The organism is Lentzea sp. NPDC036949 (assembly GCF_055608075.1).
The window spans coordinates 288,377-312,864 of the sequence record NZ_JBVJRA010000010.1; the positions used below are offsets into that span (position 1 = coordinate 288,377).

The 24,488-nt window shown below is 71.7% G+C and carries 22 protein-coding genes; 11 read left to right on the forward strand and 11 right to left on the reverse strand.

Features of this window, described 5'->3' with window-relative positions; genetic code table 11:
• The first annotated feature begins 45 nt into the window (after positions 1 to 45).
• A complete protein-coding gene (locus tag ACZ7CD_RS27675) occupies positions 46 to 903 on the forward strand; it encodes a helix-turn-helix transcriptional regulator (protein WP_458434364.1) in 858 nt (285 codons plus the stop codon).
• A 57-nt stretch (positions 904 to 960) separates the two neighbouring features.
• On the opposite strand, the gene ACZ7CD_RS27680 is transcribed toward ACZ7CD_RS27675, so the two are convergent.
• Complete coding sequence (locus tag ACZ7CD_RS27680; RefSeq protein WP_360396417.1) at positions 961 to 2,346, reverse strand: PP2C family protein-serine/threonine phosphatase; 1,386 nt, start codon at positions 2,344 to 2,346, stop codon at positions 961 to 963.
• 137 nt (positions 2,347 to 2,483) lie between these two features.
• Here ACZ7CD_RS27680 and ACZ7CD_RS27685 point away from each other — a divergent pair, with 137 nt between their 5' ends.
• On the forward strand, positions 2,484 to 6,632 hold the full coding sequence (locus tag ACZ7CD_RS27685; protein WP_360396415.1) for a hybrid sensor histidine kinase/response regulator: 4,149 nt from the start codon (positions 2,484 to 2,486) through the stop codon (positions 6,630 to 6,632).
• 86 nt (positions 6,633 to 6,718) lie between these two features.
• Here the strand turns inward: ACZ7CD_RS27685 and ACZ7CD_RS27690 are convergent, their stop codons facing one another.
• Positions 6,719 to 7,087, reverse strand: coding sequence for an STAS domain-containing protein (locus ACZ7CD_RS27690; protein WP_360396413.1), 369 nt, complete (start codon positions 7,085 to 7,087; stop codon positions 6,719 to 6,721).
• A gap of 104 nt (positions 7,088 to 7,191) precedes the next feature.
• On the opposite strand from ACZ7CD_RS27690, the gene ACZ7CD_RS27695 reads away from it, so the two are divergent.
• The 3 genes from ACZ7CD_RS27695 to ACZ7CD_RS27705 all read left to right on the forward strand — a co-directional run bounded on the left by ACZ7CD_RS27695 (position 7,192) and on the right by ACZ7CD_RS27705 (position 8,244).
• Positions 7,192 to 7,578, forward strand: coding sequence for an ATP-binding protein (locus ACZ7CD_RS27695; protein WP_470371200.1), 387 nt, complete (start codon positions 7,192 to 7,194; stop codon positions 7,576 to 7,578).
• 68 nt (positions 7,579 to 7,646) lie between these two features.
• Positions 7,647 to 7,811 (forward strand): DUF6480 family protein, encoded by a 165-nt coding sequence (locus ACZ7CD_RS27700; RefSeq protein ID WP_470374812.1) that lies wholly within the window; start codon positions 7,647 to 7,649, stop codon positions 7,809 to 7,811.
• Between the two features lie 79 nt (positions 7,812 to 7,890).
• Positions 7,891 to 8,244 (forward strand): STAS domain-containing protein, encoded by a 354-nt coding sequence (locus ACZ7CD_RS27705; protein ID WP_360396408.1) that lies wholly within the window; start codon positions 7,891 to 7,893, stop codon positions 8,242 to 8,244.
• A 7-nt stretch (positions 8,245 to 8,251) separates the two neighbouring features.
• Here the strand turns inward: ACZ7CD_RS27705 and ACZ7CD_RS27710 are convergent, their stop codons facing one another.
• Positions 8,252 to 9,136 (reverse strand): Ppx/GppA phosphatase family protein, encoded by an 885-nt coding sequence (locus ACZ7CD_RS27710; RefSeq protein ID WP_360396406.1) that lies wholly within the window; start codon positions 9,134 to 9,136, stop codon positions 8,252 to 8,254.
• A 115-nt stretch (positions 9,137 to 9,251) separates the two neighbouring features.
• On the opposite strand from ACZ7CD_RS27710, the gene ACZ7CD_RS27715 reads away from it, so the two are divergent.
• Complete coding sequence (locus ACZ7CD_RS27715) at positions 9,252 to 10,229, forward strand: hypothetical protein (protein ID WP_470380038.1); 978 nt, start codon at positions 9,252 to 9,254, stop codon at positions 10,227 to 10,229.
• On the opposite strand, the gene ACZ7CD_RS27720 is transcribed toward ACZ7CD_RS27715, so the two are convergent.
• The 4 genes from ACZ7CD_RS27720 to ACZ7CD_RS27735 are packed head-to-tail and all read right to left on the reverse strand — an operon-like array spanning position 10,208 to position 15,945.
• Positions 10,208 to 11,392: an MFS transporter gene (locus ACZ7CD_RS27720; protein ID WP_470371203.1), complete on the reverse strand. Its 1,185-nt coding sequence runs from the start codon at positions 11,390 to 11,392 to the stop codon at positions 10,208 to 10,210. The genes ACZ7CD_RS27715 and ACZ7CD_RS27720 overlap by 22 nt on opposite strands.
• Entirely contained in the window at positions 11,392 to 13,044 is a 1,653-nt protein-coding gene (locus ACZ7CD_RS27725; protein WP_458431351.1) for a DUF4910 domain-containing protein, read from the reverse strand. Before ACZ7CD_RS27725 ends, ACZ7CD_RS27720 begins: the two co-directional genes overlap by 1 nt.
• Positions 13,041 to 14,753 carry an aminotransferase class I/II-fold pyridoxal phosphate-dependent enzyme gene (locus ACZ7CD_RS27730; protein WP_458431349.1) on the reverse strand — a complete coding sequence of 571 codons (1,713 nt, stop codon included), beginning with the start codon at positions 14,751 to 14,753 and terminating at the stop codon, positions 13,041 to 13,043. The genes ACZ7CD_RS27725 and ACZ7CD_RS27730 overlap by 4 nt, the downstream gene beginning before the upstream one ends.
• Positions 14,746 to 15,945 (reverse strand): tRNA lysidine(34) synthetase, encoded by a 1,200-nt coding sequence (locus tag ACZ7CD_RS27735; RefSeq protein WP_360396398.1) that lies wholly within the window; start codon positions 15,943 to 15,945, stop codon positions 14,746 to 14,748. Before ACZ7CD_RS27735 ends, ACZ7CD_RS27730 begins: the two co-directional genes overlap by 8 nt.
• A gap of 131 nt (positions 15,946 to 16,076) precedes the next feature.
• Between ACZ7CD_RS27735 and ACZ7CD_RS27740 the strand changes: the two genes are divergently transcribed.
• Entirely contained in the window at positions 16,077 to 17,018 is a 942-nt protein-coding gene (locus ACZ7CD_RS27740; protein WP_458431348.1) for a GNAT family N-acetyltransferase, read from the forward strand.
• On the forward strand, positions 17,015 to 17,989 hold the full coding sequence (locus tag ACZ7CD_RS27745) for a hypothetical protein (RefSeq protein ID WP_470380039.1): 975 nt from the start codon (positions 17,015 to 17,017) through the stop codon (positions 17,987 to 17,989). Before ACZ7CD_RS27740 ends, ACZ7CD_RS27745 begins: the two co-directional genes overlap by 4 nt.
• Here the strand turns inward: ACZ7CD_RS27745 and ACZ7CD_RS27750 are convergent.
• From ACZ7CD_RS27750 to ACZ7CD_RS27760, 3 genes are all read right to left on the reverse strand, one after another.
• The gene (locus tag ACZ7CD_RS27750; protein WP_360396393.1) at positions 17,936 to 18,658 is read right to left on the reverse strand and encodes a nucleoside-diphosphate kinase; all 723 of its coding nucleotides are present in this window, start codon (positions 18,656 to 18,658) and stop codon (positions 17,936 to 17,938) included. The genes ACZ7CD_RS27745 and ACZ7CD_RS27750 overlap by 54 nt on opposite strands.
• 145 nt (positions 18,659 to 18,803) lie before the next feature.
• A complete protein-coding gene (locus tag ACZ7CD_RS27755; protein WP_360396391.1) occupies positions 18,804 to 19,880 on the reverse strand; it encodes a nucleotidyltransferase family protein in 1,077 nt (358 codons plus the stop codon).
• A 20-nt stretch (positions 19,881 to 19,900) separates the two neighbouring features.
• The gene (locus tag ACZ7CD_RS27760) at positions 19,901 to 20,041 is read right to left on the reverse strand and encodes a hypothetical protein (RefSeq protein ID WP_154697563.1); all 141 of its coding nucleotides are present in this window, start codon (positions 20,039 to 20,041) and stop codon (positions 19,901 to 19,903) included.
• A 176-nt stretch (positions 20,042 to 20,217) separates the two neighbouring features.
• Between ACZ7CD_RS27760 and ACZ7CD_RS27765 the strand changes: the two genes are divergently transcribed.
• On the forward strand, positions 20,218 to 21,411 hold the full coding sequence (locus ACZ7CD_RS27765; protein ID WP_470374807.1) for an AGE family epimerase/isomerase: 1,194 nt from the start codon (positions 20,218 to 20,220) through the stop codon (positions 21,409 to 21,411).
• A gap of 66 nt (positions 21,412 to 21,477) precedes the next feature.
• Here the strand turns inward: ACZ7CD_RS27765 and ACZ7CD_RS27770 are convergent, their stop codons facing one another.
• On the reverse strand, positions 21,478 to 22,032 hold the full coding sequence (locus tag ACZ7CD_RS27770) for a hypothetical protein (protein WP_470380040.1): 555 nt from the start codon (positions 22,030 to 22,032) through the stop codon (positions 21,478 to 21,480).
• Between the two features lie 23 nt (positions 22,033 to 22,055).
• On the opposite strand from ACZ7CD_RS27770, the gene ACZ7CD_RS27775 reads away from it, so the two are divergent.
• The gene (locus ACZ7CD_RS27775; RefSeq protein ID WP_360396385.1) at positions 22,056 to 22,721 is read left to right on the forward strand and encodes a response regulator transcription factor; all 666 of its coding nucleotides are present in this window, start codon (positions 22,056 to 22,058) and stop codon (positions 22,719 to 22,721) included.
• Positions 22,718 to 24,001, forward strand: coding sequence for a HAMP domain-containing sensor histidine kinase (locus ACZ7CD_RS27780; RefSeq protein WP_360396383.1), 1,284 nt, complete (start codon positions 22,718 to 22,720; stop codon positions 23,999 to 24,001). The genes ACZ7CD_RS27775 and ACZ7CD_RS27780 overlap by 4 nt, the downstream gene beginning before the upstream one ends.
• Positions 24,002 to 24,488 lie beyond the last annotated feature (487 nt).

Here is a 24,488-nt window from a genome sequence, read left to right on the forward strand (position 1 = left end):
CGGCGGGGCGTGAGCGTTAGAAAGGGGACAGCGAGAGGAGACGCCGTGATCGACCGAGCCGGGCTGGCCGCGTTCCTGCGGCACCGCAGGGAGGCGCTGCAGCCGGAGGACATCGGCCTGCCGCGCGGGCGGCGCCGCCGGACCAGCGGCCTGCGCCGCGAGGAGGTCGCCGCCCGTTGCAGCATGTCCGCCGACTACTACGCGCGGCTGGAGCAGGAACGCGGGCCGCACCCGTCCGAGCAGATGATCGCCGCCATCGCCCAGGGCCTGCACCTGTCCCTCGATGAGCGCGACCACCTGTTCCGCCTCGCGGGCCACCCACCGCCGGGCAGGGGCGGGACCAGCGACCACGTGAGCCCCGGCCTCGCCCGGATCTTCGACCGCCTGCACGACACCCCGGCCGAGGTCGTCACCGAGCTGGGCGAGACGCTGCGCCAGACCCCGCTCGGCGTCGCGCTCACCGGTGACGCGGCCGCCCGCACCGGACCGGAGCGCAGCCTCGGTTTCCGCTGGTTCAGCGACCCGTCGTCGCGGGCGCTGTACGAGCCAGCCGACCACGCGTTCCTGGGCCGCATGTTCGCCTCGGGGCTGCGGGAGGCCCTGACCCGGCGCGGACCGGGCTCGCGGGCCGCGCACTACGCCGACCTCCTGCTGGCGACCAGCGAGGAGTTCCGGACCGTCTGGGACCGGCAGGAGATCGGCCTGCGCCCGCGCGAGGTCAAGCGGTACGTCCACCCGGCCGTCGGCGCGCTCGAGCTGCACTGCCAGACGTTGCTCGACCCCGACCAGCACCACTTCCTGCTCGTCTACACCGCCACGCCGGGCAGCGAGAGCCACGAGAAGCTGCGGCTGCTGTCCGTCGTCGGCACTCAGATGACGTCGGCGAACACCGGGTCGGCGTAGCACCGGCGGCCGCCGTGCCCGGTGCGCGGACCGGGGACGCTCGTCACCTGGGCGAGCTCACACGGCCTGGACCGCGAGCAGGGCGAGGTCGTCGTGGTCGCCGCTGCCGAGCCACCGCAGCACCGCCTCCTGGCAGTGCCGCGCGATCTCCTCCGCCGGCAGCCCCTTGCACTCCTCGAGCACCGCGCGGAGCCGCTGCTCGCCGAACAGCTCGTTGCGGTCGGTGTGCGCGCGGGCCTCGGTGAACCCGTCGCTGTAGAGCAGCAGCGTGTCGCCGGGTGCCAGGGTCACCTGCTCGCCGGTGAACCGGACGTCGGCCAGGATGCCGACGATCGCACCGGGGGCGCTGATCTCCTGCACCGTGCCGTCCGCGCGCAGCACCAGCGGCGACGGGTGGCCCCCGGACGCGAGCGACAGCCGCACTCCCCCGGACGCGAGCGGCACCAGCTCGCCGACGACGATCGTGGTGAAGAGCTTGGAGCCGGTGGCGCGCAGCGAGGTGTTCAGCAGGTGCAGCAGCCGCACCGGGTTCGTCTCGACCAGCGACAGCGCCTGCAGCGACTGCCGCACCCGTCCGCTGTGGACCGCGGCCTCCAGCCCGTGGCCGCAGACGTCGCCCAGCGCGAACGTCGCCGAGCCGTCGGTGCGCGGGTGCACGTCGTAGAAGTCGCCGCCGACCTCCGCCCGCTGGTGGGCGGGCAGGTACACCGACGCGAGCGAGGCACCGCGCAGCTCGGGCAGCGGCAGCGGCAGCAGCGCCGAGCGCAGCACCTCGATCATCCGCCGCTGCTCGGTCAGCTTCGACGACGACTCCAGCGCCGCCGCCGCGTGCTTGCCGAACAACCGCACTCGCTCGACGTCGTTCGGCGGGAATTCACCCCGTCGGACGACGACCAGCGCTCCCCCGACGCCCAGCGGCACGGCCAGTGCGGTGCCGAAGTCCTCCGGCACGCCCCAGCTGCCGTCACCCAGGGAGGTGATCCTCGTCAGCGTCGAGGTGCCGGTCAGGACCTCCGCCAGCACCGTCGCCCGGCGCGGCGTGCGGGTGACCGTGGGTTCGCCGCCACCGCACCGCCACCACTCCAGCCGGTCGCGCGTCGCGGGCACGACGGCCACGCAGTGCTCGCCCAGCAGCTCGGCCGCGAGCTGCACGATGGTCTTGAGCGTCGTCTCCCGCGACGTGCCGCCCGCGAGCCGCAGGTGGGCGTGGTCGAGCGCGGAGTCCGTGAAGTACCAGGCACTCCAGCCGTCACCGAGGTCCAGCTGCCGGCCGGCGACGTGCACGTCGAGGTGCTCGCCGGGGGACAGCCGGGGGAACCGCTCGGCGGCCGCGGCGTTGCGCACCCGCACGGCACCGGCGGGGTCGACGACGAGGACCGCCTCGCGCAGCCCGTCCACCAGGCGCTGCCAGCCGTCCAGGTCGATGCCCACGGTGCTGCTCATCCGCTCTGGTCCTGCGCGGACGGCCGGGTCATCACGGCCTCCTGCGGGTCGTTGGCGTGCATCGCGGCATCAAGTTACCTCGCTCCCAACCTAACGTGGCAGGCTTGGCTGCGACCACCGAGGCACGGAGGCTTGGAGTGACCACGGCCAACGAAGAGACGGACGCGACCCTCGACCGGGTGCTCTCCGCCATGAGAGACCTGCGGGACGGCAACTTCCGCCGCAGGCTCGTGGTGCCGGGGAACGGGCCCGTGTCGGCTCTCGCGGACGTGTTCAACGAGATCGCGGAGCGCAACCAGTGGCTGGCCGGCGAGCTGGGCCGGGTCCGGCAGGCGGTCGGCCAGGAGGGCAGGCTCACCGAACGGGTGGCGCCCGCGGGCACCGCCGGTGGCTGGTCGCTGATCGCCGACTCGGTGAACGGCCTGGTCGAGGACCTGATGCGGCCGACGACCGAGCTGAGCCGCGTGCTCGCCGCCGTGGCCGAGGGCGACCTGACCAAGCGCATGTCCGACCAGACGCTGCGCGGTGAGTTCGCCACGCTCGGCTCGACGGTCAACGGCCTGGTCGACCAGCTGTCGTCGTTCGCCGACGAGGTCACCCGCGTCGCCCGCGAGGTCGGCACCGACGGCCGCCTGGGCGGTCAGGCGCGGGTTCCCGGCGTCGCCGGGACGTGGCGCGACCTGACCGACAACGTGAACTCGATGGCGAACAACCTGACCAAGCAGGTCCGCAACATCGCCCAGGTCGCGACGGCCGTGGCCAACGGCGACCTGACCCAGAAGATCACGGTCGACGTCTCCGGCGAGATGCTGGAGCTGAAGAACACGCTGAACACGATGGTCGACCAGCTGTCCTCGTTCGCCGACGAGGTCACCCGCGTCGCCCGCGAGGTCGGCACGGACGGCAAGCTCGGCGGTCAGGCGAAGGTGCCGGGCGTGGCGGGCACCTGGCGCGACCTGACCGACAACGTGAACCTCATGGCGGAGAACCTGACGACCCAGGTCCGCAACATCGCCCAGGTCACCACCGCCGTGGCGCAGGGCGACCTGACCCAGAAGATCACCGTCGACGCGCGCGGCGAGATCCTGGAGCTCAAGTCGACGATCAACACGATGGTCGACCAGCTGTCCTCGTTCGCCGACGAGGTCACCCGCGTGGCCCGCGAGGTCGGTTCGGACGGCCGGCTGGGCGGTCAGGCCCAGGTCCCCGGCGTCGCCGGCACCTGGCGCGACCTGACCGAGTCGGTGAACGTCATGGCGAACAACCTGACGACCCAGGTCCGCAACATCGCCTCGGTGACCACCGCCATCGCGCGCGGCGACCTGACGCAGAAGATCACGATCGACGCGCGCGGCGAGATCCTCGAACTGAAGACCACGATCAACACGATGGTCGGCCAGCTCTCCTCGTTCGCCGAGGAGGTCACCCGCGTCGCCCGCGAGGTCGGCACCGACGGCCGCCTGGGCGGCCAGGCGCAGGTGCCCGGCGTGGCGGGCACGTGGCGCGACCTGACCGACAACGTCAACTTCATGGCGAACAACCTGACCAACCAGGTCCGCAACATCGCGCACGTCGCGACGGCCGTGGCGAACGGCGACCTGTCGCAGAAGATCACGGTCGACGCGCGCGGCGAGATCCTGGAGCTGAAGTCGACGTTGAACACGATGGTCGACCAGCTGTCCTCGTTCGCCGAGGAGGTCACCCGCGTCGCCCGCGAGGTCGGCACAGACGGCCGCCTGGGCGGCCAGGCGCGCGTGCAGGGCGTCGCCGGCACGTGGAAGGACCTGACCGAGAACGTCAACCTGATGGCGGACAACCTCACCGACCAGGTCCGCAACATCGCCGCCGTCGCCACCGCGGTCGCGAACGGCGACCTGTCGAAGAAGATCACCGTCGAGGCGAAGGGCGAGGTCGCGACCCTCGCCGACACGCTGAACGGCATGGTCGACACGCTGCGCGCGTTCGGCGACGAGGTCACCCGCGTGGCCCGCGAGGTCGGCACCGAGGGCATCCTCGGCGGTCAGGCGCGCGTGTCGGGCGTGGCGGGCACGTGGAAGGACCTCACCGACTCGGTGAACTTCATGGCGGACAACCTGACCAACCAGGTCCGCAACATCGCCCAGGTCACCACCGCCGTGGCGCAGGGCGACCTGACGAAGAAGATCGACGTCTCGGCGCGCGGCGAGATCCTGGAGCTGAAGACCACGATCAACACGATGGTCGACCAGCTGTCGTCGTTCGCCGACGAGGTCACCCGCGTCGCCCGGGAGGTCGGCACCGAGGGCAAGCTGGGCGGTCAGGCCGAGGTCGACGGCGTGGCCGGCACGTGGTCGAAGCTGACCGACAACGTGAACCAGCTGGCCTCGAACCTCACGACCCAGGTCCGCGCGATCGCCGCCGTCGCCACCGCCGTGACCGCGGGCGACCTGACCAGGCAGATCACCGTGGACGCGTCCGGCGAGCTGGCCGAGCTCAAGGACAACGTCAACCAGATGATCGCGAACCTGAAGGAGACCACCCGCGCGAACCGCGAGCAGTACTGGCTGAAGACGAACCTGGCCAGGCTGTCCGGCCTGATGCAGGGCCACCGCGACCTGCGCGCGCTGGCGTCGTTGATCATGAGCGAGCTGACGCCGCTGGTCAGCGCCCACCAGGGCGCGTTCTACCAGCTCCAGGAGGACGACGACAGCAAGCAGACGCTGGAGCTGACCGCCTCCTACGGCTTCCGCCTCGACGCCGCCCGCGCGACCCGCGTGGAGATGGGCGAGTCGCTCGTCGGCCAGTCCGCGTTCGAGAAGAAGACGATCCTGGTCACCAAGGTCCCCGCCGGCTACCTGACGGTGTCCTCCGCGCTGGGCTCGTCGGCACCGGTGAACCTGGTCATCCTGCCGGTGCTGTTCCAGGGCGAGACCCTGGGCGTGATCGAGCTGGCCTCGCTGAACGAGTTCTCCGACGTCCACCTGGACCTGCTGGACCAGCTGAAGGAGAACATCGGCGTCAACGTGAACACGATGCTCGCCAACTCCCGCACCGACGCCCTGCTCGTCGAGTCGCAGCGCCTGACCACCGAGCTGCGCGCCGGTTCCGAGGAGCTGGAGGACCGCGCCCGCCAGCTCCAGACGGCCTCGAAGTACAAGTCCGAGTTCATGGCGAACATGTCGCACGAGCTGCGCACGCCGCTGAACTCACTGCTGATCCTGGCCAAGCTGCTGGCCGACAACCTCGACGGCAACCTGAACCCGAAGCAGGTCGAGTTCGCCCGCACGATCCACTCGTCGGGCTCGGACCTGCTGCAGCTCATCAACGACATCCTCGACCTGACCAAGGTCGAGGCCGGCCACATGACGCTGCACGAGGACCGGGTGCGCCTCGACGAGCTGGTCCGCTACGTCGAGACGCTCTGCCTGCCGCTGACCGCCGAGAAGCACCTGGAGTTCTCGGTCCGCGTCGACCCGGACGTGCCGGAGACCCTGCGCACCGACGAGCACCGCCTCCAGCAGATCCTGCGGAACCTCCTGTCGAACGCGGTGAAGTTCACCCACGACGGTGGCATCCGCCTGCACGTGCGCATGGACGACCCCTCGACCGTGGCGTTCGACGTGCACGACACGGGCATCGGCATCCCCGCGGAGAAGCTGGCCGTCATCTTCGAGGCGTTCCAGCAGGCCGACGGCACCACGTCCCGCAAGTACGGCGGCACCGGCCTGGGCCTGTCCATCAGCCGCGAGCTGTCCCAGCTCCTCAACGGTGCCCTGCGCGTGCGCTCGGAGCCGGGCATCGGCTCGACGTTCACCCTCTGCCTGCCGCTGGGCAAGGTCGTGTCGGACGCGGTCGTCCTGCCCGAACCCGCGCCGATCGTGGCGCCGGCCGCGCCGCTGGCCCCGTCCGACTCGATGCGCTTCCACGGCGAGAAGGTCCTGGTCGTGGACGACGACCTGCGCAACGTCTTCGCCCTGACGTCCGTGCTGGAGCTGCACGGCCTGGAAGCGATCTTCGCCGACAACGGCATCACCGGCGTGCGCGCGCTGGAGCAGTACGACGACGTGGCGATCGTCCTGATGGACATCATGATGCCCGAGCTGGACGGCAACGCCACGATTTCCGCCATCCGGGCGATGGAGCGCTACGCGGACCTGCCTGTGATCGCTGTCACGGCGAAGGCGATGAAGGGCGACCGGGAGAAGTCGCTGGCCTCCGGTGCCACCGACTACGTGACGAAGCCGGTGGACACCGAGCACCTGATCCGGTTGATCGCGTACTACCTGGGGGTGTCCGGGGAGGTGTGAGCGCGGAGCCCGGCCGGGGTGGTCTCACCCGTGACAGCACCCCGGGTGGGCTCGCGTTCAGCCCACCCGCGCTGGAGCGGACGCCGCTAGAGGGCGCTCTCCACGGACTCCTGCACCGCCGCGTCCACGCTCTCGTGCAGGCTCAGCACCCCGGCGACGTCGGCCAGCGTGAACAACCGCAGCACGGGCGCCTGAACAGCGGCGATCCGCAGCTGACCGCCGGACTCGGCGAGCCGCCGGTGCCAGTCGAGCACGAGCGCGAGCCCGGTCGAGTCCATGAACTGCAGCAGCTCCAGGTCGAGCACCGCGTGCTTCCCGGTCACGTCCGCGTCCATCCGCGCGGACAGCACGGGGACGGTGTCGATGTCCAGCTCACCGGCGACGGCGAGCACCCGCCACCCCCGCTGGACCTCGCTGCCGACGTTGAGCTCCATCGTCGCCGTTCCTTCCGCCACGCCCGACTCGTGCGACCCAAATCGTGCAGCACGACGTCCACCCGTGCGACCACCGGGGGGCTGAAAGATCCGGACGACCCACCGGATGTGCGACGATGCGCCCTGTGTTGAACGACCCACTGGCAGAGGTGCGGGTGACCCTGACCGCCGAGGGCGGGTCGTGTGCGCGCGCACGTCAGGTCGTACGGGAGGCCGCGACCTCCTGGGGACTGTCGGAGGACCTGTCCGACGACGCGCAGCTGATCGTCACGGAACTGGTGTCGAACGGCATCGACCACGGCAAGGGACCGATCACGCTGACGGTGACGCGGCGTGCGGCGGGGATGCTGGTCGAGGTGCACGACCTGTCGGAGCGGCTGCCGCAGATGCGTCCGGTGGACCCGACCAGTGCGCGCGGGCGCGGCATGCAGCTCGTGCAGGCGTTGAGCGTGCGCTGGGGGACGACACCCGATGGTGGCGGCAAAGTCGTCTGGGCGGAGTTGGAAGACTGAAAACGGGTACCTGTGCCCCTATGACCGCTGACCCAGAACGCACACCTGGACTCGAATCCGGCGGAGGGGTGCAACCGGGTGACACACCCCCGGAGGCCGGGCAGACCTCGGGGCTGTCCCACCAGGAGGCGACGCCGCCGCGCAACCTCGGGCGGATCGCCGTGATCGTCATCATCGCCTTCGCGGTGCTGGTGGCCGCGATGCTGCTGGTCAGGGCCTTCCTGCTCACCTGAGCGGCGCGGTGGGGGGACCCCGTCCGGGTTGTGGGTGTCGTGGGAGGGCGCGTACGGTCGGTGCGGACGGGAGTCCCCTATGAACCAACTTCAACAGCGAACGACCTATGTCCAGTCCATCCCGGTCGTCTCTCTCACCGGCGAGATAGACATGATGTCGTCAGCGCCGGTGACCAGCAGGATCGCCGCTCTGCTCGACCGCAGGCCGCCCGCGCTGGTCATCGATCTGCGCGAGGTCCGCTTCTTCGGCTCCGAAGGCATCCGCACGCTCGTGGAGACCCAGAACACGGCCGACGAGTTCGGCATCCGGTTCGGAGTCGTGAGCAACAGCAGGGCTGTGCTGCAGCCCCTCGAAGTGACCGCGGTCGACCAGTTGCTGCTCATCTTCGGCAGCGTCGACAATGCCGTGACCGCTCTGGTCAACACCCGCTGAGGGCGGGTCAGGCGGCCGGTGTGACGCGGCGCGACCGTTCGACCAGGTCCAGCAGCAGACCCTCCTTGGTGGACCACGGCGAGATGTCCACGACGTCATGTCCGGTGGCGCGCATCAACGCCTCGGCCACCACCGCCCCCGCGAGCGACTGCCGCGCGCGGTGCCGGGAGATCCCCGGCAGCGCGGCACGTTCCCGCACGGAGAGCTTGGCCAGCCGGGGGATCCACTTCTCCAGGTCCTTGGCCCGCAGCTGCCGCGTCGCGGAGGACGCCGACCGCCGGTCGCCCGCGAGCCGGGCGAGCTGCTGGAACACCTTGGAACACCCGATCGCGCGAGCGCCGTCGTAGCGCGGGAACACCGCCTCGATGCGCTCGCGCACCTCTTCCCGCATGTCCTCCACCGCGAGGCCGGAGCGGGTCAAAGTCCTTGCCCCCAAAGGCAAGGAGATCGCGAACTCGGGTTCGGCGCCGTCACCGGCGGCGAGCTCGACCGTGCCGCCGCCGACGTCGAGCACGACGAGCGGGCCGGCGCCCCAGCCGAACCAGTGCCGCGAGGCCGCGTACGACAGCCGGGCTTCTTCCTTGCCCGACAACACCTTCAGCTCCACGCCGGTGCGGCGCGACACCTTGCGCATCACCTCGCCGGCGTTCGCGGAGTCGCGCACGCACGAGGTGGCGAACGGCAGGAACGGCGTGTCCCCCGCGGCCTTGCGGGCGGCCTGCACGGCCTCGCACAGCGAGTCGATCCCGGCCGGGCTGATGGCGCCCTCCGCGCTCAGCTCGCGGTCGAGCCGCAGCCGGACCTTGTGGGACACCAGCGGACGCGTCAGGTCACGTTCCACGACCACCAGGTGTGCGCTGAAGCACCCGACGTCCAGAACCCCGACCGCCATCCGCCCGCCTTCCCTCACCCGTAAAGGACCTCTTTACCGCATCCGGCTCGAATACCCGAACTTTTAGCGCCCAACCGCGCAAAAGTCACCCGATGACGTGCGTTACAGTGCTGCGATGTCATTGGCAGAGGTGCCTTCCCGGCTCGACGACGCGGTGCGCAGCGCGGACAGGGGCGTCATCGTCCTCGCCGTGGACGGGCTCTCATCGGACGTGGCCGAACAGACGTGGCTCGAAGCCGAGATCACCACGCTCACCTCCACGCTGCCGTCGACGTCGGCGACGGCCTGGCTGACGGCGCTGACCGGTGCCGCCGCCGACGTGCACCGCGTTCCGGGAACGGTGTACCGCAACGGTTCCGGCCTGGTGCACGCCATCACCGGCACACCGTCGATCCCGTCGCTGCCGACCGTGCTGGAACGCCACGGCGCCGCGGTCCTGGCGCGGGAGATCGACCTGCTGACCGGCACCTGGGCGCGGGCGCTGCTGCGGGGGTGCACCCGGATACCCGCGCCCGCACAGCACAAGCTCACCGCGCAGGCGGAGGACCCACCGCTGCTCGTCGCGAACGTCGTGGCGGACCTGGACAAGGTCTCGGCCGACCACGGCTTCCTGTGGACCTACGTCAACATCGACGACCACGTGCACCGCAACGGGTACGACGAGTCGGTGCACGAGGCGATGCTGCGTCTGGACGCACACGCTTCCCGTTGGGCCGCAGCGGGTTGGACCGTCGTCGCGCACTCGGACCACGGCCAAGTCCCGGTCGCGGCCGACCCCGATCTCGTCGAGGCGTGGGACGCGATCGTCCGCGAGGAGTGCGCGATCCCGTCCGGCGGGGCGGGCCGGATGCGCTGGCTGTACCCGAGGCCGGACCGGCTGGAGGCCGTTTTCGACCGCGTGGCAACGACCCTGGGGGACGCGGCGACCGTGCACCACGCGTCCGACCTCGGCCTGCCGCAGCCGGAGGCGGGCCCGGTGGTGGCCGTGGCGGCGTCGCCGGCGTTCCCGGTGCCCGACCCGTCCGCGCGCTTCGAGCACGGCGGTGTGAGCCGCGACGAGGTCGAGGTGCCCTACGCCGTCTGGCGCACCTGATCGCGGATGCGCAGCACCACGAGCCCGACGACGACGAACACCGCCGCCTGCACGACGTAGATCGCGAAGTACCCGACCGCGCTGATGACCACGGTGGCGACGCCGATCGCCACCGTGTACGGCAGGTCCACCATCGCCTCGGACGCCGCGATGGCCCGTCCCTGCACCTCGTTCGGGGTCCTGCGCTGCACCAGGGTCATCGCGGCGACGAGGATCATCGGCAGCCCCAGCCCGATCAGCACCGCGCCCGCGCACACGCCGGTCAGGGTCGTGGTGGCCGCGAGCCCCAGACCCAGGCCGTTCAGCAGGAACCCGGTCGCCGCGGTCACGAACTCCCCGCGCCGCCGCATCAACCGGCCGACCGCCACCGCGCCGAGCACCGCCCCCGCGCCCTGCACGGACCCGAGCACCCCGAGGAACTCCGGTGGCCGGCCGAGGCCCGCGGTCACGAGGTCGAACACCGCGACGTTGAGCATCCCGGCGCCGGTGAACGCCACCGCGCCCGCGATCACCATCTGCCGCAACGCCGGGGTGCCCCAGATGTGCCGCACCCCGGCGAGCAGGGCGGGCACGATCGGTTCCCGCTCCGGTGTCCTGGTCAGGTCGGGAACACCGCGCAACAGCAGCAGCGACACGATCGACGCCAGGTACGTCACGGCGTCCAGGGCGGCCACCGCCGACCCGCCGAACGCCGCGAACACCGCCGCACCGGCCAGCGGTCCCACGATCCGCAGCCCCTGGTTCAGCGCGCCGAACACCGAGTTGACGTCGCCGAGCTCGTCCTCGGTGACCATCGAGTGCACGAGCCCGCCGCGGGCCGCCCGGTAGACCTGGGCCGACACCCCGTACCCGAGGGTGACCACGTAGATGAGCCACACCGACGGCCAGAACACCAGCAGACCCACCAGCACGCAGGCGCCGAGGTCCGCCCAGATCAGCACCGTCCTGCGCGGGAACCGGTCCACCAGCAGCCCGATGAACGGCGCGCACAGCGTCGGCACGGCGATCAGGAAGAAGATCACCCCGGCCGCGCCGCTGGACCCGGTCAGCTCCAGCACCCAGATGCCCAGCGCGATCACGAGGGCGGTGTTGCCGAACATGTTCAGCACCTGCCCGACGAACAGCACCCGCAGCCGCCGGTCCCTCAGCACCTTGCGCCACATCACGACTCCCCCGCCCATCCCGCGGCACACAGCACGTCGAGGAACCGCTGCGCGAACGCGACCGGAACCGTCAGCTCCGAGGCCAGCGCCGCCCACCACCCCACCGAGTACCGCGACCGCCGCCCGTCGATCCCCCGCGCCAGCGCCGACATCCGCGCGTAGGCACCGCCGCGGTCCTCGGCGATGCGCGCGTCCAGCCAGGCACGGTCCTGCTGAGAACAGTCCTCCGCCAGCGCGCGGAGGTTGAACGGCCCGTCCCAGAACGCCACCACGCCACCGCTGCGCGGCTCGCCGGAGGTCGGCGGCTGCCGCAGCGACGCCACGGTCGCCTGGGCCACGGCCCTGCGGTGCGCGAGCCGGCGTGCGGCCGCCGTCGTCGCCCACGGGTCGTAGACGGGTTCGTCCCACTCCAGCTGCCGCCGCGGTGCCGCACCGGCCAGCCCGCCCGCCACGTAGGCCGCCGCCCACGCGGAGGTCGCGTCCGCGACGTCGGCCTTGAGCGAGCCATCATCAACCCGAATGGCACCGATCACCGCGGCCGCGAGCGCGGTGGTCCGGCGCAGCTCGTCGGCCGACACCTTGTCGAACGTGTCGGACGCGGTGTGGTTGAACCGGTCCGGCCAGTGGTTGAGGCCGACGTTCGGGCACGGCACCAGCGCGTGGTCCGAGGCACCGACGTGCGGCACCGACCGCCACGACCACACGTCGCACGGCACGGCCCCGCTGTAGGACCGCGTTCCCGGCATCAGCGCGGCCACCCGTTCGGCCAACGCCGTGACGTACGAGGGTTTCTCGTCCGGTGACCGTTCGATCACCAGCGGCCCGCCGCACAGCGCCTGGTCCTCCCCGGCCATGTCGACGTTGACCGCGACCGCCGGCACCGGCGCGTCCTGCAGGTAGGCGGCCGTGCCCACGAACTCCGGTCCCCACACGAACCGCACCGGCGCACCGGCCGTCTCGCGCAGCAGCGACGCGACCGCCATCAACGCCGCCACACCGGAGGCGTTGTCGTTGGCGCTGGGCCGCGGGTGGCACAGGTGGGCGGTGAGCAGCAGCTCCGGTCCCGTTCCCGGGAGGAGCCCGGACACCACCGGCATCTGCACCGGCTCGCCCAGCTCGACCGAGACCCGCGCGTGCCCTGCCTGCCGCAGGACCGCGAGCTGCTCCTCGTCGACGCAGAACGCGACCAGCGGGCTGTGCGGGGGCAGCTCGACCCGCCCGGCGCGCGTGACGAAGCCGAAGACCCCGCGGCGGGCCAGCTCGTGCGGTGAGAGCTCCGGTGCCAGCACCAGCGCCCCCGGCCGGGTCTCCGCGCTCACCGGCACCGTGCGGCCCGCGCAGGCGGCCGAGAACGCCCCGAGCGCGTACGGCTGGTCCGGGTACGACACGAGCGCGGTGCCGCCGACCTCCAGGGTCGCCGACACCGGGGTCCACGCCGGCGGCCCGCGGAAGGTCCACCACCGGCTCTCCGGCCGGTGCTGGCGCACCTCGACGTCGCGCAGCGGCACCCGGTCCGCCACGTACTCCGCCGCCGCCTGCAGCCCGGCCGACACCTGGTACCGGTCGAACTCGCACAGCGCCTTCACGTCGGCCATCGCCGCCTCGGCGTCGAAGCCGCGGTGCAGCGCGTCCACCAGCTCCTGCAACCTCACCCGAACACCGCCTCGCGCCGCTGCTGCGACAACGGCACCGACAGCCTGATGCCGTCCGGCAGCACCTTGCCCTGCAGACCGCGTTCCTTGAGCCAGACCTCGGCCGACAACGGCACGCGCACCCACGGCACCCGCGGGTCGCCGGGTGCCACGTCGGGCAGGAGGTCCACGAACGACGGCTTCACCGCCCTGATCCGGTCCCGCAGCGGCCGCAGCACGTCCCCCTGTTCCAGCAGGGCGAGCGCCAGGTCCAGCGACAGCGCCGACACGGCCAGCGGTGCGGCGACCTCCCGCACCCTGGACGCGATGTCCCTGGACGCCAGCGCGAACCCGACCCGCAGCCCGCCGCAGCAGTAGCCCTTCGACATGCTCCTGATGACGACGAGCCCGCGGCGGTGCGGCAGCAACCGCACCGCGCTGTCGTGCGGTTCCAGGTACGCGGCACACGTCTCGTCGACGATGAGGACGTCGGCCTCGATCTCACCGATCTCGTCGAGCCCCATGACCTCACCGGAGACGCCGGGCCGGTCCACCACGACCACGGCGGAGCCCTCCGGCGCCCCGATCGCGGCAGCGGCGAGCGCGAACTCGGGGTGCCCGGCGCAGGTGAAGCCGTCGACCGCCAGCGCGGCCAGCGACCGCAGCAACCCCGTCGCACCCGCACCGCAGGTGACCTGCTCCGGTTCCAGGAACATCCCGAAGTACCGTTGCAGCACCGGTGCTGCCTTCGCACCGTACGGGTCGGCCACGTCGTAGCGGCGCGCCCGTTCCGCCACACCGCCCAGCGCCGCCCACGCCCGGTCGATGGCGGGTTGGACGAACTCCACCTCGTCCGGTGCCCACCGCAGGTCGACCCCCTCCGCCGCCCCGCGGTGCCCCTCCAGCGCCGACACCCGAGCGGTGGCGACGAACTGGACGTACCGCGTGTCCGCGGTGACCGGGGCACCCCTGGTGAAGTCCGCGTCCACGTGCTCGACGACGAACCCGGCCCGGTCGAGCAGCGAGGCGACCTCCGGCGGGTGGTACAGCCGCACGTCGTCGTGCAGCACGCACGACGACCCGTCGGGCCGTTCGACGCGCACCTCTCCCCCGCTGCGCCCGGTGAGCGGGTCGAAGCGGCGGTGGAACGTGAACGTGTGGCCGTCGACCTCCGCCACCGCGTGGTCCCGGTAGCCGCGCAGGATCGCCGTGGCGTTGGAGTGGTCGAGCACCAGCACCCCGCCTGGCCTCAGCACCGACCGCACCCGCCGCAGCAACCGCACCTGGTCCGCGTCACCGCCCCACCCGAACGCCTGCACGCACACGACGGCGTCGAACCCTGGATCGATCCCGCGTGGCGGGCCCCCAGGGGGTGCACTTGGTCCGTCGGAACCCGGCCCAGCGGAGTTCGGCCCAGCGGAACCCGGCCCCGAGGAACCCAGGCCGGCGAAGTCCGGCCAGGCCCTCGTCAGGTCGGCCGCCACGAAGACCCCCGGCCCGCGCCGGGCCTGGTCGACCGCCCACTCCGACACGTCGACCCCGACCACGTCGAACCCGGCGCGCGCCAGCCCGTGGGCGTGCCGACCCACCCCGCAGCCGAGGTCGAGGACCCGCCCACCGGCCGGCAGCACCGACGTGAGGTAGGCGACCTCGGCGGCGGTGCGGGCCGGTGAGTACTCGGCGGCGGCGAAGACCCAGTAGTCCCGCGTGAAGAACGGGTGCTCACGCAAAGTTGAGTTCCCGGCGCGCGAAGAAGTCGCAGACGTCGCACACGTCGGAGGCGTTCTGCATGCCCTCCTGCAGCAGGTAGACGCCGCCGCAGTAGCGGCACTTGGCCTCCACCATCGGGAACATGTACCGCTGCATGTTCTCGAACGCCGAGAACAGGTAGTAGTCCACGCCCGGCCACAGGTCGAACAGGTGGTCCGTCACCGCGTACGACATCGACCGCTCGTCCGGTCCCGTGGTGAAGCGGCCCGGTGTGCCCTGCCGGTTCAGCTCGGGCGCGACCAGCTCCAGGTACAGCGTCAGCTCCTTCTTCGTGATGCGGTACAACGGGAACACGTACCGCAGGCCGCCGATCTCGCGCGCCGGGATGCCGCCCATCCGGAAACCGGTCGTGTACCAGGTGACCATGGAGGCCACGAGGTCGTCGGCGTTGAAGCCGAACGCCACCGTCGAGGCGCCGCGGGCACGGGCGTCCTCCTCCAGCATCCGCCGCAGCACCTGGTGGCCGATCACCATCGTCAGGTGCGCGCCGTCGCCGGCGACGACCTCGTTCATGGCCTCCACGAACGGTTTGCGCAGCCGGAACACCCGCTCGACGTCCTCGGCGGTCACGATCACCTGGTCGATGCCGAGCCGTGCGCCGGACTCGCGGGCCGCGGCGAACGTCGCCGGTTCCTCCCAGTCCGGCAGGCCGGTGATCGTCACCGCGGTCATGTCGACCGCGGGCAGCCGGTCGCGGGTCCGCTCCAGCAGCGTCAGGTACGCCACGCTGTCCCGTCCGCCGGACAGGCCGATGACGACGCGTTCACCGGCGTTCAGCACGTAGCTCTGGACGAACGCCTCCTCGACGTACTGCACGAACGAGTCGGCGTCCAGCTGCTCGCACCGGTGTTCCAGCGAACCGTTGGTGTCGAACATGACCTTCTTGGTGTAGACCGGGTTCGGCGTGCCGTAGACGACGGTCTTGGGGCGGCGCGCCACGTCCAGGTCGTAGAAGCGGACCTGCCGCACCTGCACCACGTCGTCCGCGCCGATCACGACGGTGTCCTCGGCGACGATCTCGCCGTTGACCGACGTGAGCACCGCGTTGACCGGAATCCCGTGCCGGCGCAACACGTCCGGCAGCGGCTGGCCGGGGGAGGCAGCGAGCTCCTCGGTCGTGCCCAGCTTCGTCAGGAAGTACACCGATGCCATCTCGATCTCCTCGTTCGCCCTGGCACAGGTCGTAGAGTATGGGCGTGCCGAAACCACCTGCGTCAACGTCGATGCGTGTCGAGTTTTCCCGCTCCATAAGGGAATTCGATGCTGCCGATTGGGATGCGGTGGTGCACGCGGCCGGAGCGCCGGTGTTCTACGAGCACGCGTACCTCGACGCCTACGAGCAGGCACCGCTGACGGCCATCGACGCCTTCGCCTACCTGGTGGTGCGGCGCGGCGAGCAGGCGGTCGCGGTGAACCCGATGTACCTCCAGACGGCGGCGGACCCGCTGGGCTGCCTGTACACCGCCTACCCGGAGGCCCGCGACCAGCCCGCGCTGCTCAGCCACACCTGGCACTGCTACGACGCGCACGTGCCGTCCACGATCGGCATCGACGTGGTGCCGACGGTCATCAACGCCATGCTGCGCACCGCGTCGCTGTTCCGCGCGCAGTGGTGCGGGTTCGTGAACGTGCGGCGCGGCAGCGAGTTCGGCCAGGAGCTGCGGGCGAACGGCCTGCCCGCGCGGCACCTGGTCGACCGGTGGGCGGCCGACCTGACCGGTGTCACCGACTACGAGCACTACCTGTCCCGGCTGGGTGAACGGGCACGGGCGAACCTGCGGCGCAACGAGCGCAGGGCGCGCGAGGCCGGTGTCACGACGGAGGTGCTGCCGGTGGCGTCGGCGTCGCTCGACGAGATCACGCCGTTGTGCGGCCGGACAGCGGCCCGGTTCGAGAACGGCGGTTTCTACCCCGAGGGCACGTTCGCGAAGTTCGTGCTGGCGCTGGGCGAGCGCGCGCACGTGATCGAGGTGCGCCAGCGCGGCCGGCTCGTCGCGGCCGGTGTCTGCCTCACCGACGCGACGCGGTTCCACACCTGGACGTGCGGTGTCGACTACTCGGTGGACGGCAACCACAGCCCGTACGGGGTGCTGTTCGCCGAGTCGGTGCGGCTCGCGCTCGCCCTGGGCAAACCGGTGCTGGAAGGCGGGCGCAGCAACGCCGTCTTCAAGCAGCGGCACGGGTTGGGCCCGCGCCACCTCGACGGCGTGCTGCTGCGCGCATGAGCATCCTCACCACTCCCACGTGGCTCGCCGTGATGGGCGGCCGGCTGCCGCCGCCGGTTCCGCTGCGCGCCGACGGGGTCGAGGCGCACGCGTTCGTCCAGCACGAGCCGCTGCCCACCGAGTTCTTCGACCTCGGGTACGCGCTGGCCGGACCGGCGCCCGCGCTGCCGATCACCCGCGAGCCCATCGACTCGCCGCCGTGGGTGCCGGTGCTGACCGTGATGGTGCCCGGTTACGAGTGCCTGCCCGTGGGTCCGCGCGCCACCGACCCGGAGGCGTTGCACGGCCTGGTCGACGCGGCGCTCGCGCACGACGTCCCGACGACGGCGTTCCTCTACACCCGGCCCGGTCCGCTGGAACCGGTGCTGCGCGAGCGCGGTTTCACGTGCGTGCCGCTGTCGATGACGTGGGACCTGCACCTGCCGGGCACGGGCGTCGCCGACTACCTCGCCGCGTTCCCCCGCAAGCGCCGCAAGGAGATCCGCCGCGAGATGCGGTCCGCCGCGGACGTCCGCCGCGAGGAGCCCGACCTCGACGAGCTCGCCGCGCTGAAGTGCCAGCTCGCGCGGAAGTACCGCGGCAGCGCCGACTTCGCCGCCGAACGCCGCAAGCTCGCCGACCTCGCGGCGATGGACGCGACCACGCTCGTGGCCCGGCCGGACAGCGGCAACGCCGTCGGCTACGCGATGTTCGCCCGCCACGAGGGCGACTGGACCTGCACCTCGGTCGGGTTCGACTACACCGACGACCGCTCGCGGCTGGCCTACTTCGGCACCGCTTTCTACGCGGCCGCGGAGCACGCGTACGCCGAGGGCGTGCGGACCATCGGCTACGGCCAGGGTGCGTGGGCGGCCAAGCGCGGCAGGGGGTGCACGGGAACGCCGCTCAACGGCTGGGTCCGCACCCGCGACCCGGAGCTAGCGCAGGTGCTCCGCCGCAGTGCCGCCACGACGCGGCGCGAAGTGCTGTGAGGTGGCGAGCACCAGCCGTTCCCACGGGTCGATCCGCACGCCGACGGTCGCCGCCAGCGCCGCCGCGTGCTCCACGTCGAGCTCCGGTGTCAGGAAGTCGTGCTCCAGCACCGCTTCCACCGGGTGGCCCGGCGGCTCGTGCCACAGCGCGGCCTCGATCCGCGAGTGCAGCCCGACGAGCACCTCGTCGAACCCGCGCGTCTCCGCGACCCCGCCGCGGGCCAGCGTCTTGAGCACCGGCCGCGGGTCGCCCGTGCCGGCGAAACCGCCGGGCAGGAACGCCGCGCTCTCGCGTGCGGAGTCCGCGGGCGTGTCCGAGCTGTGCATGAGCGCGAGCACCACGTTGATCGTCCCGAGGTCGCCGCGGATCGTGCCGGGGGCGGCCTGGGCGGGGTCGCTGGAGCCCTTGAGGGCCCGCAGCTCCTCGTGCGACCCGCTGACCTCCAGCGCCAGGAACGGGCCGTGGGCGAACAGCCGGTCGACGAGCCGGTAGAGGTAGCCCTTCCAGTGCTTGTCGATGTTCTCGGCGTGGAAGGCGTCCAAACCGGACGGTCGCCGGCCGATCAGGTGCCAGCGCAGCGGGGTGAAACCGGCCCCTTCGAGCCGGTCCAGGATCGGGACGCCGAGCTGCCGCGCCACCGCGTCGGGTCCCAGCAGCACGAACACCACAGCGTCCCGACCTCCTAGCGCCGCTTCTTGATCTTCGGCTTGACCGCCTGCTTGTGACCGTGCTTCTTCGCCATCTGGAGTCCTCCTACTTCTTCGTCGGGAGCTTGGGCTTGCGGGAGTTCACGGCCATGACCAACACACCTCCTCAGACGAACTCCTCGGCGGACGACGGCAGTTCGTCGCCGGGAGTCAGCAGGAACCGGGCAACCGGGGTGTCGACCCACGTCAGGTCCCCCCGCCCGCCGACGCGCACGCGGTCGGACCGCCCGTCCACCGGCAGCCCGAAGCACAGCAGCCCCGAGTCGAGCGCCCAGCGGGCACCGACCCGTTCGAACGCCCTGCGCCCGGCTGCGGGCAGCCCGCGGTCCACCATCCGGTGCTGCGCCCTGCGGGCCAGCCCGGCGGTGGACAGCACGCTGCGCACGGCCCGTCCCGCGCGACGCCGACGTGCTCTCACCACGGCGTCACGCGGGACTTGCGGCGACGGTCCCAGTTCTGCGCGCGCGAGCAGCGACGCCAGCTCCGCGTACTCGGGCCACAGGTCGAGCCGGTCCAGCATCCGCTCCACGTCACGGGGTTGCGCCGCCTCGACGAGCAACGCCCCGTCGAGGAGGTCGCGTGCCCGGAACGGCTGCTCGAACCGTTCGAACAGCAGCATCATCAGGTTCTTCACCGGCGCCAGGTCCGGTGTGAGCGTGAGCACCGGCGGCACCGCACCGAGGTCGCCGAGGCTCACGTAGCTCGTCAGCTCCACACCGTAGGGGAGCTGGTAGCGGTCGGGGTGCGGCATCCGGAAGCTCAGCAGCACCTGCAGTGAGTTGTCCACCCTCGTGAACGTGCCGGAGTCGAGCGTCCAGCCGCGTTCGACCAAAGCGGCTGCGACCTCCCACAGCAGTTCGGGTTTTCCAACGTGGTAATCGAGGTCGTTCATGTACCTGACCCAGCCGGCCGGGTAGAGCCGCCCGACCTCCAGGCCCTTGAGCGGAATGATCTCCGGGGAGTCCAGCGAGGCCGCCAGCACTCGGTAGAACGCGACCCGGTCGCGTTGCGCGGCCAGCTCGAAGGCCAGCCCGTCGTTCAGCTCACCCCACGCGGAGCACAGGGTGGCGAGGAACGACGGCTGCTTCTTGCGGGCGAGCCACACCGCCTCCGCCGGGTCGGCGGGTTCTTCGCCGCAGCACACCGCCAAGGCGCGAATCAGCGCATCAGCGTCGAGCTCCACGGCGAAGTCCCCTCAGCCGCTCAGTAGTTGGGCAGGCAGTCGGTGCAGGTGGTGCGGAACTTGGCCACCTGGACGGCCTGCCGGCGGGCGATCATCGCCTGCACCAGCGACGGCGTGAGCACGACCGGCGCGACCGGCTTGCGAACCCGTACCTGTGCCATCTCAAGACCTCCAACTCGATTCGACGCAATCGAGCGTAAGAATCAATTTTTCACACCGTCAATCCCAAGGTTTTCCGTACTGCCCATGCACAACCCGAATACCTCTTGCCGGACCTTGATCGTCTCTGGCAGGGTGGCGCCGGGCGCACGGAATCCGAAAGGGACTGGACGGTCTCGTGAACCTGTCTCGACGCACCCTCCTCGCGTCCGCCGCGACCACCCCGCTGGTCGCCTCCGCAGGCACCGGAACGGCCTCCGCCGACCCGGCCCGCCTGCGCGCGGCACTGGACTACGGCCTGGCGAAGCTCCGCGCGGTCGCACCGGGCACCACCTCGTTCCCGGAGATCACCCGCTTCGAGAAGTGGACCCACGTCGCCGACGGCGGCTGGGTCGGCGGCTTCTGGCCGGGCACCCTCTGGCTCGCGCACCTCGACTCCGGCGACCCGCTGTTCCGCACCCTCGCCGAGGCCGCGAACGACCGCCTGGCCCCGCGCCGCCTGGACCCCCGCGACCACGACCTGGGCTTCCTCTTCTCCCCCTCCTGGGTCACGGCGTACCGCCTGACGGGCAACCGGGTCTGGCGCGACGGCGCCGTCGACGCGGCGAACACCCTGACCCGGCGCTACAACGCCACCGGCCGGTTCATCCGCGCCTGGGGCCGCCTCGGCACCCCCGGCAACGCGGGCCGCGTCATCATCGACACGATGATGAACCTCGACCTCCTCGCGTTCGCCACCGAGCAGACCGGCGACCGCGGGTTCATCGACATCGCCACCGCCCACGCCCGCACCACCCAGACCCACTTCGTGCGCGCCGACGGCTCCACCCCGCACGTCTTCGACTTCGACCCGGACACCGGCGCACCCCTGGGCCCCGGCACCGTCCAGGGCTACAGCCCGGCCTCGTGCTGGTCGCGCGGCCAGTCCTGGGGCGTCTACGGCTTCACGACCATGTACCGCCGCACGGGCCTGCGCGAGTTCCGCGACACCGCCCGCAGGATGGCCGACTACGCCCTGTCCGTCCTCACCCCCGACAACGTCCCGGTGTGGGACTACCGCTCCCCCTTGGGCGCCAACGACGTCAAGGACTCCTCCGCGGGCGCGATCCTGGCCTGCGGCCTGCTGGACCTCGCGAAGGCCACCGGCCAGGAGCGCTACCGCCGGCGCGCGCTGCTGATCCTCGACGGTCTCGTCCGCACCTGCCTGACGTCGCAGTCGAGCCGGGCGGAGGCGGTCCTGGCGCGCGGCACCCGCAACCGGCCCGCGGAGGACGGCGTCGAGGTCTCGCTGCCGTACGGCGACTACTACCTGTTCGAGGCGATCCTGCGGGTGCTCCGGCCGGCGCAGATCGCGAAGGCCATCGGCCTGTAGCCCGTGGCCCCGTTGCGGAGCCGCCACTCGGGCGGTTCCGCGGCGGGGCAACATCCGCGCCGCCGTCTACCTCTCGACCACCCGCGCGGTGGGCCCACCCTCCCAAGTGGCCTCCAACCGCGACAACCTCCCCGCCGGGTCCTGGAAGTTCACCACCAACGGCCCACCGGGCTGCTCCACGCCCACCGCCCACCCCTCCGCGGGCGTGGCCGACAGCGCCTGCACCCCGGACGCCCGGAACCGCACCACGACGTCCCCGCCGCGCAGGTGGAACGCGTGCACGTACGACCCGTCCGCCTGCCATTCGCCGGCCGGGAGTTGAGCCGCCGACGCCCGCCCATCCGTAGTACTCGTCGGAACAGCTGACACCGGAGCGGACGAGCGCAGGGGAGGCCTGGTGGTCGTGGTGGCAACAGCGGCGGGAGCGGCAGTGGTGGTGGTCGGCACGGCCACGCTCATCGACTCGAAGGTCGGCATCGGCAGAATCCCGGGTCCACCGGTGGCATCGGCGACGGCGACGGGGGCGGGTTCCATGGCCGACCGGATTCCGAGCCAGGACAGCCCGACGGCCGCCGCGGTCACGACCGCCCACGCGGTCAGGTACCCGATCGACCGTCTCACCGCGACGTCCCTCCGTTAGCGACATGGCATCGGTACTCCTGGTGGAGGACGACTCCGCCGTGCGCGCCGCCATCACACGCGCGCTCACCGACCAGGGCCACGTCGTGCACGGTGTGGCGCTCGCGATCGAGGCGTTGCGCGAAGTCTCCGCGCACGCCTACGACGTCGTGGTCCTCGACCTCGGCCTGCCCGACCTCGACGGCGGTGACGCGCTGCGGATGATCCGGGGCGTCACCGACACGCCCGTCGTCATCGCCACGGCGCGCGACGACGAGCAGGAGATCGTCCGGCTGCTCAACGCCGGTGCCGACGACTACCTGGTCAAACCGTTCTCCAGCGAGCACCTCGGCGCGCGGGTGCAGGCGGTGCTGCGGCGGGCCAAGGACCACCGGCAGCTCAGGGTCGGCGGGCTGGAGGTCGACGTGGACCGCCGCAGGGCCGCTGTGGACGGTCAGGAGCTGTCGCTGACGCACAAGGAGTTCGAGCTGCTCGCGTTCCTCGCGAGCAGGCAGGGCGAGGTCGTGCCGCGTGCGGAGATCCTGCGGCACCTGTGGCCCTCGCACCGCGATGACCAGACGCTCGACGTGCACCTGAGCTGGTTGCGGCGCAAGCTCGGCGAACGGGCCGCCCGGCCGCGGTACCTGCACACGGTGCGCGGTGTCGGCGTGCGCCTGGTCGCACCGAGGTGAGGCGGTCACTGGTGCTCGTCGCTCTCGCGGCGACGAGCATGGTGGCGCTGGCGTTCCTCATCCCGCTCGCGATCGTCGTCAAGGGCGCCGCCCACGACCGCGCGCTCAGCGAGGCGCAGAAGCAGGCCGGTGCCCTCACGCCCGCACTGGTGATCTCGCGTACTCCGCAGGACGTGCGGCAGGCCATCGCGAGCACCCGCTACGGCGGGCAGCAGCGGCTCGCCGTGCACTTCAGCGGACCGGTCACGGTCGGCACCTCGCACATCACCGCGAAGGACCTCGCCGACGCGGTGAGGCAGGCGAGGGCCGGCGTCGCCGAACGCCCGGACGGCGTCGCCTACCTGCAGCCGATCGCCCTGGGCGGCAACGAGATCGCGATCGTCGAGGCGTTCGTGCCCGCGGAGCAGCTCACGCACGGCGTCATGGGCACCTGGCTCGCGCTGGCCGGTGTGGCGGTCGGCCTGGTGGCCGGGTCGGTGCTCGTCGCCGACCGGCTGGGCGCGCGGGCGGTGAAGGCCACGAGGGCGCTCGCGGACGGCGCGCGGCGCATGGGGCACGGCGACCTGTCGGCCCGCGTCCCGGTGCAGGGCCCGCCCGAGCTCAAGGAGGTCGGGCGGGCGTTCAACGCGATGGCCGAACGCGTCCGGCACCTGCTCGCCGCCGAACGCGAGGTGGTCGCCGACCTCTCCCACCGCCTCAGAACACCCCTCACGGCCCTGCTGCTGGACGCGGACACCCTCGGACAGGGGATGGGGGCGGACCGCATCCGCGCGGCCGTGAAGGGGCTTGAGAGAGAGGTCGACGAGATCATCAAGGCGGCCCGGTCGGGTCTCCAGCCGGAGAGCACGGCCGTGGACGCCTCGGGCGTGGTGCGCGACCGGCTGGTGTTCTGGTCCGCGCTCGCCGACGACCAGGACCGGCCGTGGACGGTCAGGGGCGCCGACCGCCCGGCGCTGGTGCCGCTGGCCCGCACCGACCTCACCGCGGCGCTGGACGCGGTGCTGGGCAACGTCTTCCGCCACACGCGGGAGGGCACGCGGTTCGGTGTCGCGCTGGTGCACCAGGCCGACCTGGTGGCGCTGGTGGTCGAGGACGCGGGCCCCGGCATCCGGGACACCGGGCACGCGGTGCTGCGCGGCACCAGCGGTGGCGGGTCCACCGGGCTGGGGCTCGACATCGCCCGCAGGGTCGCGGAGAGCACGGGTGGTTCCCTCCACGTCGACCGCGGGCCTCTGGGTGGTGCACGCGTCCAACTGAGGCTCCGGAGGGTCGTGTCGTGAACACCGCCGGCGGCGCGGACCCCGGGACGGGGTCCGCGCCGCCGGCGGGCACCGGCCGGCCGCGCTGCACCGCTGCCGCACCACCGGGTTCCGAGCAGGAGGGAGGAACCGGTGAGCAGTGCGCACGTGCCCTTCCACACCGGTGTGGTGAGGTGGATCTGCCGGGGCTCTCGGCGCCAGGTGTGGGGACCGGCGTGTTCAGGTGGTCGAGGTGACCGCTGTGGCGATCACGACCGAAGTTAGCCGACGGCCCGGCACCGCTGATCCACCGTTCAGACGATTAATCCGTTTTAAATATTTTTAAGTGCCGTGATGTCGCCACCACCCCGAAATGGAAATGCGCCCCACGACCAGCGCGACGGCCTGGCACCGTCCCCCTCGTCGCCCCGCCGCAGCAGGCGCCCCTCCCGGCACCCGGTACCGGTTCGCCCGGAAGCGATGCCGACTCCCGTTATCACGGAAAGTGATCATGGAGCCCCGCCATTCC

Coding starts and splice junctions, on each gene's coding strand:
- ACZ7CD_RS27680 (WP_360396417.1), bottom strand. CDS start 2,346: ATGAGCAGCACCGTGGGCATCGACCTGGACGGCTGGCAGCGCCTGGTG.
- ACZ7CD_RS27705 (WP_360396408.1), top strand. CDS start 7,891: ATGAACCAACTTCAACAGCGAACGACCTATGTCCAGTCCATCCCGGTC.
- ACZ7CD_RS27710 (WP_360396406.1), bottom strand. CDS start 9,136: ATGGCGGTCGGGGTTCTGGACGTCGGGTGCTTCAGCGCACACCTGGTG.
- ACZ7CD_RS27715 (WP_470380038.1), top strand. CDS start 9,252: ATGTCATTGGCAGAGGTGCCTTCCCGGCTCGACGACGCGGTGCGCAGC.
- ACZ7CD_RS27720 (WP_470371203.1), bottom strand. CDS start 11,392: ATGTGGCGCAAGGTGCTGAGGGACCGGCGGCTGCGGGTGCTGTTCGTC.
- ACZ7CD_RS27735 (WP_360396398.1), bottom strand. CDS start 15,945: ATGGCATCGGTGTACTTCCTGACGAAGCTGGGCACGACCGAGGAGCTC.
- ACZ7CD_RS27745 (WP_470380039.1), top strand. CDS start 17,015: ATGAGCATCCTCACCACTCCCACGTGGCTCGCCGTGATGGGCGGCCGG.
- ACZ7CD_RS27760 (WP_154697563.1), bottom strand. CDS start 20,041: ATGGCACAGGTACGGGTTCGCAAGCCGGTCGCGCCGGTCGTGCTCACG.
- ACZ7CD_RS27775 (WP_360396385.1), top strand. CDS start 22,056: ATGGCATCGGTACTCCTGGTGGAGGACGACTCCGCCGTGCGCGCCGCC.